9 protein-coding genes are annotated in these 13,110 nt (G+C 56.0%); 6 read left to right on the forward strand and 3 right to left on the reverse strand.

The annotated features are described in order from the left end of the window. Positions 1–6: 6 nt before the first annotated feature. Genes ACR0AP_RS19505 through ACR0AP_RS19520 form a run of 4 tightly spaced genes read left to right on the forward strand, consistent with a single transcriptional unit; the run spans position 7 to position 6,123 of the window. A complete protein-coding gene (locus tag ACR0AP_RS19505) occupies positions 7–1,068 on the forward strand; it encodes an ABC transporter substrate-binding protein (RefSeq protein WP_480483509.1) in 1,062 nt (353 codons plus the stop codon). Positions 1,069–1,128: 60 nt separating this feature from the next. After that, positions 1,129–3,195: an FAD-dependent oxidoreductase gene (locus ACR0AP_RS19510; RefSeq protein WP_480508778.1), complete on the forward strand. Its 2,067-nt coding sequence runs from the start codon at positions 1,129–1,131 to the stop codon at positions 3,193–3,195. Beyond that, complete coding sequence (locus ACR0AP_RS19515; protein ID WP_480508780.1) at positions 3,192–4,766, forward strand: trimethylamine methyltransferase family protein; 1,575 nt, start codon at positions 3,192–3,194, stop codon at positions 4,764–4,766. The genes ACR0AP_RS19510 and ACR0AP_RS19515 overlap by 4 nt, the downstream gene beginning before the upstream one ends. Then, a complete protein-coding gene (locus ACR0AP_RS19520) occupies positions 4,759–6,123 on the forward strand; it encodes an aminotransferase (RefSeq protein ID WP_480508782.1) in 1,365 nt (454 codons plus the stop codon). Before ACR0AP_RS19515 ends, ACR0AP_RS19520 begins: the two co-directional genes overlap by 8 nt. Positions 6,124–6,241: 118 nt before the next feature. On the opposite strand, the gene ACR0AP_RS19525 is transcribed toward ACR0AP_RS19520, so the two are convergent. After that, positions 6,242–8,221, reverse strand: a complete 1,980-nt coding sequence (locus tag ACR0AP_RS19525; protein ID WP_480508784.1) for a bifunctional 2',3'-cyclic-nucleotide 2'-phosphodiesterase/3'-nucleotidase — start codon at positions 8,219–8,221, stop codon at positions 6,242–6,244. A gap of 544 nt (positions 8,222–8,765) precedes the next feature. Beyond that, positions 8,766–9,677 (reverse strand): PhzF family phenazine biosynthesis protein, encoded by a 912-nt coding sequence (locus ACR0AP_RS19530; protein WP_480508786.1) that lies wholly within the window; start codon positions 9,675–9,677, stop codon positions 8,766–8,768. 129 nt (positions 9,678–9,806) lie between these two features. Between ACR0AP_RS19530 and ACR0AP_RS19535 the strand changes: the two genes are divergently transcribed. Together ACR0AP_RS19535 and ACR0AP_RS19540 are read left to right on the forward strand one after the other, a co-directional pair. Next, positions 9,807–10,709, forward strand: coding sequence for a LysR family transcriptional regulator (locus ACR0AP_RS19535; RefSeq protein ID WP_480508788.1), 903 nt, complete (start codon positions 9,807–9,809; stop codon positions 10,707–10,709). 154 nt (positions 10,710–10,863) lie between these two features. Then, positions 10,864–11,196: a YegP family protein gene (locus tag ACR0AP_RS19540; protein ID WP_209506795.1), complete on the forward strand. Its 333-nt coding sequence runs from the start codon at positions 10,864–10,866 to the stop codon at positions 11,194–11,196. A gap of 198 nt (positions 11,197–11,394) precedes the next feature. Here the strand turns inward: ACR0AP_RS19540 and ACR0AP_RS19545 are convergent. Next, positions 11,395–13,110 (reverse strand): FAD-binding oxidoreductase (locus tag ACR0AP_RS19545; protein WP_480508790.1); only part of this gene is annotated, 1,716 nt, incomplete at its 5' end.

Genomic DNA, 13,110 nt, shown 5'->3' on the forward strand with positions numbered 1-13,110 from the left:
GATAGAATGAAACTTCAGGGAATTGCGGCCTTCGCGTGTGCGACGGCAATAACGACAGGCAGTGCCAGTGCAGGTGGCGCCGATCTGACGGTTTTTGACTGGTCGGGATATGAAGATCCCGGATTCTTTGCCAGCTACATGGAAAAATACGGGGATGAAGCGCCAAGCTATTCCTATTTCGGAAGCCAGGAAGAAGCCTTTACCAAGCTGAGTTCCGGTTTTACCGCTGATCTGGCACATCCTTGTTCTGACGCGGTCAGAAAATGGGTCGCAGCTGATCTGATTCAGCCTTTGGATGAAAGCAAGCTGACCAATTGGGCGGATGTGCTGCCCGAGATCAAAGAGGTCGACGCCATCGTTCTGGACGGCCAGCTTTACATGCTGCCGTTCGAATGGGGGAACACAGGTCTTATCTATCGCACCGACAAGATATCAGGGGATGACATCTCACTGCAATTGATGGCGGACCCGGCCTATGCAGGCAAAATCGCCATCCCGGATGCTGCATCGTCTGCTTATGCCTTGGCCGCGCTGGCCACCGGAAACGCGGATGACTACACCAACCTGAGCGATGAGCAATTCAAGGAAGCATCGGATTTCCTGCGCTCGATCCACCCGAATATGCGTTTTTATTGGTCCGATGCGGGTCAGTTTGACCAGGCCATGACCAGTGGCGAGATCGAAATGGGGTGGGCCTGGAACCAGTCCGAACTGAACCTGATCTGGAACGAAGTGCCCGCGGCCATGATGCGCAACGTGGACAAGGGCATCGCGACCTGGGCGTGTGGCTATGTGCATCTGAAATCGTCCACGACACCGGTCGATCAGGTCTATGACCTTTTGAACGCGCTTACGGACCCTGCCAGTGGTCAGTACATCATCGACAACTGGGGCTACCCGCATTCCAACGCAAAAGCGTTCGAAATCGCCGATCAGGGCAGTATAGAAGCCTATGGTTTTTCCGATCCCAAAAGCTTCTTCGAAGGCAGTTTGTTCTTTGATGCTGTGAACCCCGAGCTTGAGGCGAAGATGCTGGCCGAATTCGAGCGGATCAAAGCCGGCTTCTAACATAACCCACTATCCGGAGCCTTTAGGCTCCGGAACTCAACTACAGGAAAACGCGTGATTATGTCGAACGCGAACCCATATGCTCTGCTTTTCGAACCGGTCCAGATCGGGCCCGTCACAGCCAGAAACCGCTTTTATCAGGTGCCGCATTGCACCGGGATGGGGCATCTCAGGCCGCGGGCGGACGCTGCCGTTCGGGGAATGAAAGCAGAAGGTGGCTGGGCCGTGGTGTCCAATCAGGAGACCGAGATTCACCCGACCTCGGACTTGTCCCCGTTCCCCGAAGGGCGATTGTGGGACGCACGCGATGTGCCTGCGCTGCGGCTGATGACAGATGCAGTGCATTCACATGGCGCGTTGGCGGCCATACAGCTGGTTCATAACGGCAACCACGCGCAAAACCTGCTGACCCGCGCTCCGGTTCTTGCACCGTCCGAGATGTCTGTGGATACGACGCAACCAAAGCACGCGCAGGCCATGGACAAGGCCGATATCCGGGAACTCCGCCGCTGGCACCGCGACGCGGCCCTGCGCGCGAAAGAGGCCGGCTTTGACATCGTTTATGTCTATGCCGGGCACAACATGACATTGGCGCAACATTTCATGCTAGCCCATATGAACCAGCGCAGCGATGAATATGGGGGGTCGCTTGAAAACCGTGTGCGGCTGACCCGTGAGTTGCTGGAAGACACCCACGATGCCATAGGCGACAGCTGTGCCGTTGCGTTCCGCTTTGCCATTGACGAGATGATGGGCGCCGACGGTATGCAGGCAGCAGAAGAAGGCCGCGCGGTTGTTGAGCTATTGGCCGATCTTCCCGACCTGTGGGACGTGAATGTCGCGGATTGGTCCAATGACAGCGCAACGACCCGTTTCCAGCCCGAAGATGGCTATCAGAACGCGTTTCTGTCCCACGTCAAACAGATCACCCGAAAACCTGTTGTTGGCGTGGGCCGACTGACGTCCCCGGACATGATGCTGTCGATGGTCAAAAAGGGAATTGTCGACCTCATCGGTGCCGCGCGGCCATCCATTGCGGACCCTTTCATTCCAAAAAAGATCGAGGAAGGCAGGATCGACGAAATCCGCGAATGCATCGGCTGCAATATCTGCGTGTCGTCGGACAATCTGGGTATTCCGATCCGTTGCACACAAAACCCGACCATGGGCGAGGAATGGCGCCGTGGCTGGCACCCCGAGATCATCGCGCCGAAAAAAAGCGAGGCCGAAGTGCTGGTCATCGGCGGCGGACCTGCGGGGTTGGAATGCACGATGCAATTGGCACGGCGCGGGTATCAGGTGACTCTGGCCGAGGCCTCGGCCGAATTTGGTGGACGGGTAGGTATGGAAAGCAGACTTCCCGGCCTCGCCGCCTGGTCGCGCGTGGTTGACTATCGCCTGAACGATCTGAAACAGCGGGCCAACGTTCAGTTATTCACTGACAGCAAGCTCGAAGCCGGACAAGTCGCCGAGCTTGGCATCGAGCATGTCTTTGTTGCAACCGGCAGCCATTGGCGTGCCGATGGAGTGGGTCGCAATACGCAACGCCGCCTGCCTAGGGTCACGCCGGATGCCAAGGTGTTGACGCCTGATGACATCATGAAAGGCGTTCTGCCCCCGGACGGTCCGGTGATGATCTATGATGATGATCATATCTATCTGGCGGGAGTGATTGCCGATAAACTTGCGACAGCCGGATATCAGGTCATTTTTGCCACGCCAGAGAGTTTGGTTTCAGCCTACGCCGTTCATACTTTGGAACAGTCCCGCATTCAGGCCCGAATGATCGAACTGGGGGTGGATATCCGCTGCAATCAGGTGCTTGCGGCGGTTCAGGGCGGCGCGGTGCGGATCGGCTGTGTATTTTCTGGTCGCGAAACTGAAATCCCGTGCGCCTCAACTGTTCTGGTGACCGAGCGCGAGCGTGAAACCGCCCTTTTCGACAGCCTGAAGGGCGCCGGTTTGAAAACCCTTGACCTCATTGGTGATGCCGCGTCGCCGGGATTGATCGCAGACGCGGTTTTTGCCGGCCATCGCGCCGCCCGCGATTTCGAGCGCCCAAAGGCCGATGCAGACAAAGACTGGTTTCGCCGTGAGATTATTAATTTGGCAGAGGATGCGACATGAACAGCACCAATGAAACAACCCGTTCACGTCGTCGCGGGGGCGGCGGGCGGGCAGCGCGTCTGAAGGTACAACAGACGACCACGGGTAACGAAGCCGTACGTGGGGGTCTGAGCGGCGGACGCTATAAACCTCTGACTCAAATCGATATGGAGAACATCCATCATGCAGCCCTGACCGTTCTGGAACAAACCGGCATTACCGATCATTTCCCCGAGTTGCTTGAGCTGGTGCTTCCCAAAGGTGCAGTGCTGAGTGACCTCAACCGGCTGTGCTTTCCACGCGCCTTGATGGAAGACATCCTGGCAGGCGCCGCCAAGGAGTTTTACGTCTATGCCCGAGGGGAACGCGAAGGCAAGGACGACATGCATTGCACGGCAGAAAGCGTCTATTTCGCCAATTCCGGTACCGCGGTGACAACATTCGATTCCAAAACCAAAACCTATCGTCCGTCGGTTCTGCGTGATGTTTATGATTTCACCCGCCTGGTCGACCGTTTGGAAAACATCCACATGCTGGGCGACACAGTTCTGGCGACGGATGTGACCGATGATTTCACCCATGACATGAACACCATTTATGCCATGCTTGCAGGTAGCCAAAAACCCGCTTGCCTGACGTTCCGCGACCGTAGCCACATCCCACATGCCATCCGCATGTTTGACCTGGCTCAGGGCGGCGAGGGGGCTTTCCTGAAAAAGCCAAGCGTCATATTTGGCGGCTGCCCCATTGTTTCCCCTCTGCGGATCGGCAAGGAAAACATGGAAATCCTGATCGATACTGCAAAGCTGGGCCTGACTGTCGATCTGGCCGTGCCGCCTCAAGCCGGGGCCACGGCTCCGGCGACGCTTGCGGGAACGCTGGTTCAGACCGTGGCCGAAACACTTGCCTGTGTCGCCATCGTCAACCTGATCACGCCGGGTTGCCCCATCTGCTTTGCGGCCTGGCCCTTCATTACGGACCTGCGCAGCGGGTCTTTTACTGGCGGCAGCGGCGAACAGGCGCTGATCGGTGCCGCAGCAATTCAGATGGGCAACTTCTACGGCCTTCCTACTTCGGTGGGTGCAGGTATGACCGATGCAAAAATACCTGATGCGCAATACGGGCTGGAAAAGGCGCTGACCTTTACCCTTGCAGCGCATGCCGGTGCCAATCGCCTGTGCGAGTTTGGTGGCATGATCGGTAGTCTTATGGGGTGCAGCTTTGAAAGCATGGTCATCGATGACGAAGCGGGCGGCATGATTCTGCGATCGTTGCGCGGGATAGAGGTTACCGATGAAACCATGGCGGTGGATGTGATCCACCAATGTGCCTTAGATCCGGGTCATTTCCTCGGCAATCCTCACACGCTTAGCTATATGAACAGCGAATTCGTCTACCCTCAGCTGATGGACCGTGAGCGCACGGATACTTGGGAGAATGAGGGGAAAACTGATCTGTTGGACCGCGCCCGCGACAAGGCGAATTCCATCCTCGACAGCCATTTCCCGAACTATTTTGGCGCCTTGGACGCTCGGGTGCGCGAAGAATTCCCCATTATACTTAGCGCAGAAAGTATGGCCCGCCATGGATAACTCAAACGCCAAGCAATGGGACAATGATCACTTCCTGCATCCGTGGGAAGGGATGGAGGCTTTGGGTGAAAACGACCGCACGTTTATCGAAGGAGCCAGCGGCATTCATCTGATAAACGAAAAGGGCGCACGCCTGATCGACGGACCGGGGGGTATGTGGTGTACTCAGATCGGGTATGGGCGCGCGGAAATGGCCGAAGCAATGGCCGAGCAAGCCCGGAACCTTGCCTATTTCTCGCCCTTCAACAACACCAACTCTACTGCGGCACATTTTGCCCGCGAAATCGCCAAACGCGCGCCGGGCGACCTGAATAATGTCTTCTTTACAACCGGCGGTTCGACTGCGGTTGATACAGCCATCCGGTTTGTTCATTTCCGCAACAACCTTACGGGTCGGCCGGAGAAAAAGAAAATCATTTCAAGGCAAAAAGCCTATCACGGAAGCACATATCTGGCAGCCAGCGTCAGTGGGAAGGAACGTGACAGGCTCTGGCTCGACAAGGCTGACGACCTGGCGCATTTCCTGCCGAACGTGAACCCGCTTTACCGCACGCCCGGTCAAAGCGATGAAGGTTTTCTGAACGAGAAAGTTGCTGATCTCGAAAACGCCTTTGTGGCACTTGGCCCGGAAAACGTTGCCGCTTTTATCGCTGAGCCGGTTTTGGCCTCGGGCGGCGTCATTGTGCCACCAATTGGGTATCACGCACGCTGCCTGAACATCTGCAGGAAGTATGATGTTCTGTATATTTCCGACGAGGTCGTTACGGCTTTCGGGCGATTGGGTCATTGGTTCGCCTCCGAGGCTGTCTTTAGCATTCAACCTGACATAATTACCTGCGCCAAGGGGATGACATCCGGGTATGCGCCGATGGGGGCCGCGATTATCTCAGACCGGTTGATTGCGGATGTTGCGGGAAAAGATGCCACCTTTTCGAATGGATATACCTATTCGGGCCATCCGGTCAGCGCGGCAGCCGGGTTGAAAAACATCGAGATTATCGAGCGGGAAAAGATACTCGAACACGTTCGAGAAGTCGGTCCGGTTTTTCAGGATCAACTTCAGCAGTTACGTCAGATTGACATCGTGGCTGATGCGCGTGGGATGGGATTGATGGGGTGTGTTCAGTGCTCAGTCGATGGCGATCCCCAAAGCGAGCTGGGGCGCGACTATGAGATTGGCAGCCGTATCGATATGGAATGCCAAAAACGCGGTCTGCTTGTACGGCCCGTGATCAACATGTGTGTTCTTTCACCGCCCCTCATCATTTCAAAAAGCGAAATCGAACATATGTTTGCTATTCTGCGAGAAGGGCTAGAAGCGACATCCGAATGGCTTGGCAAGATTAGTGACAGGTGAATGGTGCGGGCAATCTGGCGCTAGATTTTGCAGAACTGGATGGACAGACATTTTGTACTCACCCACTACCAGTGTAAATGGTGGTGGGTGAGATTATCTAAGCAGCAAGCCGGTTAGATCAAAGTTTAATGCGGAAGGCTGCGAAACCGTCTGCGCCTTCCCCTGCGTCCTCGATTGTCACACCTTTGACATCGCCCATATAGTCGCGGGCTTTTGGACCGGTCTCGAACAACACAGTGGTGTCCGCCAGCGGCGAAAACGACCAGTTGGCATCCGCTTTGGGATCGATTGTGCCCTGTTCGACAATGTAGCGCACAATGACGTCGCGGTTGGTGTCCGGTGCTTCGAACACGATCGTGTCGCCCAATGCGCCCGGGAACGCGCCGCCGCCTGATGCGCGGTAATTGTTGGTGGCAATGATGAATTCCATGTCATCCGTGACAGGGGCCCCATTGAAGGCAAGGTTCACGATCCGGGCCGCATCGGGATTCACCTCTTCACCCTTTGGTCCAAAGCGCGACGGCTGTGACAGGTCAATCTGATAGGTCACGCCGTCCATCACGTCGAAATTGTACGACGGGAACTCGGGGTTCAGAAGGATCGCATCCTTGGATCCGGCCTCGACCTGATTGAACATTCCGGCCGAGCGTTCCAGCCAGCCACGCACCTGCGCTCCGTTCACTCGAACAGCGCGGACCGTGTTTGGATAGAGGTACAGATCGGCCACGTTCTTGATGGCAACGTCCCCGACCGGGACATCGGTGTAATACTCCGGACCGCCTCGGCCGCCAGCCTTGAACGGTGCTGCCGCAGACAGGATCGGCAGCCCTTCATGCTCGGTGCCTTTCAGCATGTCTTCGACATACCATTTCTGCGCGATCGAGACGATCTGCACAGACGGATCATCCGCGACCAATGCGAAATAGCTGTGCAGCGGAGCCGAGGTCTTGCCGACCGCGCGCCGAACATAGGCGAGCGTTTCGTCATGAGCTTTCGCAACCGAATCCAGAACCTTCTGATCATCTTCGACCAGAGCGGTGATCGAGCGGTCTTCGTTGCGTTTGGAAATCGGTCGCGCCTCGGAGGTTGTGGTAACGACGCGCCATTCATTGCCGTCCCGTTCCAAAAGCAGGTCCAGCAGGCCAAGATGCGACCCCCAGAAACCGCCCATGACGGCAGGTTTGCCCATCAGCGTGCCTTTTTCCACATCGATCCCTGGGCGGTCAGCAAATGTCGGTGACGGGAAAACCAGGTGATTGTGGCCGGTGACCAGCGCGTCGATCCCGTCGACACCTGCCAGAACCACCGATGCGTTTTCCATGCCGTCTTCATGATCGGCACCCCCGATCCCCGAATGCGACAGGGCGATGATCAGGTCACATCCCTGTTCCTTCATCTCGGGCACATAGGCCTGAGCCGTCTCGACGATATCGCGGGCTTGAACATTACCCTCCAGGTGCCTGCGGTCCCAATTCACGATTTGTGGCGGTGTAAAGCCGATGACACCGATCCTGATTAGATGTTTGGTGCCGTCGCCCATCTCGATGTCTCGGTCGAGAATGGCATAGGCCTGAACAAGGGTCTTGTCGTCACGCGGGTTTGCACCTTTTTCCTTGGCGACGTTGGCCAGAACAACAGGGAACTCGGCACCGGCCAAAGCCTTGTTCAGGAATTCCAGACCGTAGTTGAACTCGTGATTGCCCAGCGTCGCGGCATCATACCCGACCGTATTGAAGGCCGTGATGATGGGATGACTGTCGCCGTCCTTCATGCCGCGCTCATAAGCGATGTAGTCACCCATCGGGTTGCCTTGCAGGAAATCGCCGTTATCCACCAAAAGCGAGTTTTTCGCCTCGGACCGGATTTCGTTGATGATCGACGCTGTGCGGGACAGGCCCACCGTGTCACGGGGTTTGTCCGAATAGTAATCGTAAGGGAACACATGGACATGGATGTCGGTGGTTTCCATGATGCGCAGATGTGCCTGATTATTAGCCGCCGCCACCGAAAACGGGTGCAGGGTAATTGCCGCTGCACCAGCGGTTGTCGTGGCAAGGAAGCGGCGTCGCGAAATTGTAGAACGGCTGGAGAAAGACATGGGTCACCTTTCAGGTTTGTTGGTCAACGCGTCTTTTTGCCTGTAATTCACAACAACCATATGAAACGGGGTTCCGGCGCTTTAGACGCGTCATATGTAGGCGCAATGCTAGGAACAATAGCCCAACTTCCTGTACTTGATAAGACATGGCGGAAGGGGAGCCGGGGCTAGCGATTGCTGGATCCAGCCAGCACCGGGAAGGTCCGGACCGATGAACGGTAACTCAGAGTTAAAAAACATCGAAAAGCAGGCCTTGGGCAACACCCTATTGTTGGCACAACACCACATCTCGCTCCTCGTCTCGGAGGCTTTCCGGTGCGATCTTGGCCTATTCCTCGGAGGAGTGAGGTACCTCCAGTTTCCGAGCCACCTACCTTGGTCAATTTGTGTTGTCAGATTTCGACGTCAGCGGGCGACAGCACGCCGAGATTACAGCTGCAAAAACTCACGGCGCATAACTGGCGGGGCACTCCAGAAAGGGTAGGGGGCGTCTGCACCCCTTCCAATAACAGCGACGTAGATGCCGCACAAAATGCGGTCCGCGTCAAACTGAAATTTGAAGGGATTTCATAACTTTTCCATGCCCGCCGGCCATAAGGCCGGTGATCGCGCCGTCACAAACTTCGAGTTCAACCTGAATCAAACTAGGCGAGGGGGTGTCCATGAACATGCCCTGTTCAATCAGAAATCCGTGCTGACGGCGGTGGCCCAGGTCGTGCAGGACACAGGCCAGCGGCCCTGCGGCCATTCCCGTCGCGGCCTCTTCATCGATTGCGTAACGGGGGGCAAACATGCGTGCGGTAGCGTCGCGTCCGTCCAAGCATTGGGCCGTTGTGAACACGTAATATCCGATCAGGTCCAGACGGTCGCTGATCGTTTTGATCTGCTCGAAATCGGGTTTGATCGAAGCCAGGGTTTCCCTGTCGGCAACTCCGATCACGACAAAACTGTTGCCGGTATTTACCAGGACGGGCGGCATTTCTTGATCCAGATTGCTCGGGGACAACCCCAGAGAACCCAAAACGTCCTGCAAACTGACACCCTGAGAGGTCCAATCTTCAGGCGTTTCATATCTAGGGGCCAATTGTTCCATAAACGCGGCACCATCCTTGTTCATGATCCGGCGGGGGCCGTCTACAGTTTCTTTTGAGGTTTCGGGATCAGGAATACGCCCAAGTGCATCCAGATGGGAAAAAGCGGCAATGGTCGCATGACCGCAATGCGCGATCCTGCGGTTCGGGGTGAAGAAGTCCAGTTTGAAACCCTCGGTCGCAGATTGCGAGACAAAGGCGGTTTCGGAAAGGCCAATCTGTGACGCGATCTTCAGCATCTGCGCTTCTGTTAACCCGTCGGCGTCCAGGACAACCCCGGCAGGGTTGCCGCCTACTCCGTTGTCCACAAAACCGTGCACGATCTGAACAGTCACGTTATGGTCGATGGCTTGGCTTGTATTCATGGCGTTTCTCCCATTTCTTGCGGGCGCTTTTGCTTTGTTAAAGTGTCTTCGCCTGAGACGTAGTGTGTTTCAACAGTCAGCAGAATAATGGTATGTTTGAATTTGTTATTTACAATTTTGGAATAATGCATGGACAAGTTTCGCGCGCTTCTGGTCTTTTCGAAAGTGGCCGACCTGGGTGGTTTTGCTGCTGCTTCGCGCAACCTGAACATGTCGCCGCCGGCTGTGACGCGCACTATCTTGTTGCTGGAGCGGGATCTTGGCATCCGGTTGTTCGTAAGAACGACACGATCTGTCATGCTGACCGAAAGCGGGCGCAGATTTCTGGAAGATGCCAAGCGCATTCTCGTTGATCTGGAACAGGCAGAAAACGCTGCGGTCGGGACCTATGCGGAACCTAAAGGATTGCTCAACCTCACTTCGTCTGTGTTGTTTGGCAGATTGTTCATCACACCAATTCTTGCTGATTTTCTGGAGCGCTATCCAAAAATCGAGGCGCGAACACTTTATGTAGAACGGGTCGTGAATTTAATCGACGAAGGTGTGGATGTTGGTGTCAGGATTGGTCCGCTCGCGGATTCCAGCCTTATGGCAGTGCGTTGTGGTTCAGTCAGACAGGTCGTTTTTGCAGCACCCGAATACCTTGAACGGGCAGGTGAACCCGAAAGACCGGAAGATCTGAACGGTCATGTACTGATCAATTCTCAGCCCCTGTCACCGTCGGGCCAATGGCAGTTTGATCAACTGGGCAAACCGAAACTTGTGCGTGTTCATCCACGGGTCAGCATGAATACGAACGATGCCGTGATCGAGATGGCGCTTCGCGGTCAGGGTCTGGCCCGGCTTTTGTCTTATCAAATCGCACCGTATCTGGCGGGCGGACGACTCAGGGCTGTATTATCTGATTTCGAACCGGCTCCTGCGCCGGTTCACATCGTGCACCACGAAGGGCGGATGGTGTCCGCAAAAGTTCGCGCGTTTGTCGAATTTGCCGCAAGTCGCCTGAAGCGTGAGGCAGCATTGGAATACTGAAGCATCGCATCTCGACCCACCACTCTTACCGTTTTTCGAGGAAATTGCTGTGTCGGCAGGCGAATGAAAGTGTCATCTTTTTTCTTGAGACGTTTGTGTAATTATAGGAATGTCTTCGAAAAATTTGATCGTAGAACAAGGGAGTTGACGTCAAATGGCTGGAAAGTTCGAACTATACAAAGATAAGGCCGGTGAATTTCGGTTTCGCCTGAAAGCGGGGAATGGTGAAACCATTCTGGCCAGTGAAGGATATGTTCAGAGGGCAAGTGCCACGAACGGGATCGAGTCTGTTAAGAAAAACGCGCCGGATGACAGTCGGTATGAACGCAAGGAAACCAAGTCCGGCGGCCATATGTTCAACTTGAAGGCAAGCAATGGTCAGGTCATCGGCACCAGTGAAAGCTATACCAGCGCTTCAGGGCGGGATAACGGGATCGATTCCGTCAAACGGAATGCACCAGACGCACGTGTCGACGATCTGACCTGACTTGACGCGGCTGCTCTGCGTAGTTTCTGAATGTGCGGGCTGCGGCGGCGAAGTGCGATAGTGCAGCTCGCCGCCCAAAAGCCAAGACGCCTGTTGGCCGGCATAGTTATTACCTACACGCGTCACATCAGGGAATGCTCACTTACCCTTGACCTCATAGGCTGACTTTCACGAACACTTGAGGATCGTGAAAGATCGTCAAACTGGGCCAAAACTTTCGGTGTGAATTTGGTCTGCAGGGACGCCCCGGCGTTCCAGATCTGCCTGTATCTCGGCCATAAAATTGACAGGGCCGCATAGAAAATAATGCGCGCTGGCATCGTCGATCAGGTGCGCCACAAGTGCCCCGTCGACACGGCCATGCGAGTCATAGTTCACCCCGAACTCATCCTCTGCCGTTGGTTGGCTGTAGGCCACATGCGACGTGATCCCCGGCCGCCTGGAGGCCATATCGCGAACTTCACCGGCCATAGGATGGTGTTGACCGTCCCGAGCGCCGTGGATGAACCAGACAGGGCGATTGCCACGCTCGCCTGCAACCTTATTCAGAATGCTTAACATCGGTGTGATCCCAACACCTGCGCTGACCAGAACCAAGGGGCACCGGTCGCAGGTCATTGCGAAATCACCCGCAGGCCGACGGCTATTGATGATTGCGCCTGGCTCCAAATGATCGTGCAGAAATTGCGAGGCGATCCCCTGCGGCTCACGCTTGACCGTGATCCGATAGCGATGCTTGTTCGGTCCGTTGCTGAGCGAATAGGTACGGCGCACCGGTTCGGCGATCCCTGAAACTTTAAGCTCGATTGGCAGGTGTTGGCCGGGCTCGAACCCGGCTAGCGGGCCACCATCGCGGGCTTCGAAAACAAACGAGGTGACATCGACGCTTTCACGGGTCTTTTCGATCAGGCGGAGCGACCGGACTGAATCTGCATCCGAAGTCCATCTGAGGCTGACTGCCGCGCGGATTTCCACGACCTCGTCAATCTCCAGAGTCACCAGCCGCCGCGCCCCGGGGAAATTTGTGATCTCATCGCTGGCCCAGTCGATCGAGGCGACGCCGGTCAGTTGTAGCAAGCTGCCGCTTTCGAAATCGACGAACAGAAATCCCGCCCTTGGGTCGAGCAACAGGTTACCGATTGTGTTGAAGTGGTTATTGCCAGCATAGTCGGGAAACCGCAGTCTCCGGTTGTCCAGAACCTGCACGAAACCGCGGTCGCCACCGCGATGGGACGCATCCATTCCATAGGTCGGGCTTTCGCCCTCTTCACGGTAGCCGCTGGCGACAAAGAAAGTGTCGGCTGTTTCGACCCACCGGACCTGATCCAACGTCAAATATTGGCTGCGCGATATTGGTCCAGGCCTTAAGTCTTCAACCCGGTGCCACGCACGTTCGCGGATGTATTGTGGGCAGTTGCCAAAGGTCTGGTCCACGTGAAAGTCAAAACCTGTTGGAGTGACGCGTCCGGCGCGGCCATTGATACGGTTGCGCCGACGCGTGGCCAACTCAATACCCAGGATGCCAATATCACTTTTGGGGTGAATGGCACCGTGCAACGCGTCACCTTGGGTCGGCAAGGCGGTTATGGAAAGCGTTTTGTTGTCTGGTGCAGTGACGAATCCGGCTGACCCTTCCAATAGCGTGACCCATGGTCGACCTTGCGCATCGCGCGCGGCCATCACAAGAAACGGCAGGGCGGTATGAAAATCCCGATGCTGTTCGGGCATGTGGTCGCGGACAACTTTCCGGGCCCAGTGTTCAATATCGCGGAAACCCATCCGCGCCTGCGCCATGTGTTCGCCCCGATGAAAAGGGGAGGTGCTGCTATCGCTGGGTTCGATGGGTGTCATGGGATCTCTCTTCTGATGCGGTGCATGGAAGTGCAGCGCGCGCCCGGCCCTGAAGGCCGGGCG

The sequence above is a fragment of the Ruegeria sp. AF7 genome, from assembly GCF_056541885.1.

What these genes read in the sequence shown, in the direction of transcription:
- ACR0AP_RS19505 (WP_480483509.1), top strand. Translation starts at nt 7, where the DNA reads ATGAAACTTCAGGGAATTGCGGCCTTCGCGTGTGCGACGGCAATAACG.
- ACR0AP_RS19510 (WP_480508778.1), top strand. Translation starts at nt 1,129, where the DNA reads ATGTCGAACGCGAACCCATATGCTCTGCTTTTCGAACCGGTCCAGATC.
- ACR0AP_RS19515 (WP_480508780.1), top strand. Translation starts at nt 3,192, where the DNA reads ATGAACAGCACCAATGAAACAACCCGTTCACGTCGTCGCGGGGGCGGC.
- ACR0AP_RS19520 (WP_480508782.1), top strand. Translation starts at nt 4,759, where the DNA reads ATGGATAACTCAAACGCCAAGCAATGGGACAATGATCACTTCCTGCAT.
- ACR0AP_RS19525 (WP_480508784.1), bottom strand. Translation starts at nt 8,221, where the DNA reads ATGTCTTTCTCCAGCCGTTCTACAATTTCGCGACGCCGCTTCCTTGCC.
- ACR0AP_RS19530 (WP_480508786.1), bottom strand. Translation starts at nt 9,677, where the DNA reads ATGAATACAAGCCAAGCCATCGACCATAACGTGACTGTTCAGATCGTG.
- ACR0AP_RS19535 (WP_480508788.1), top strand. Translation starts at nt 9,807, where the DNA reads ATGGACAAGTTTCGCGCGCTTCTGGTCTTTTCGAAAGTGGCCGACCTG.
- ACR0AP_RS19540 (WP_209506795.1), top strand. Translation starts at nt 10,864, where the DNA reads ATGGCTGGAAAGTTCGAACTATACAAAGATAAGGCCGGTGAATTTCGG.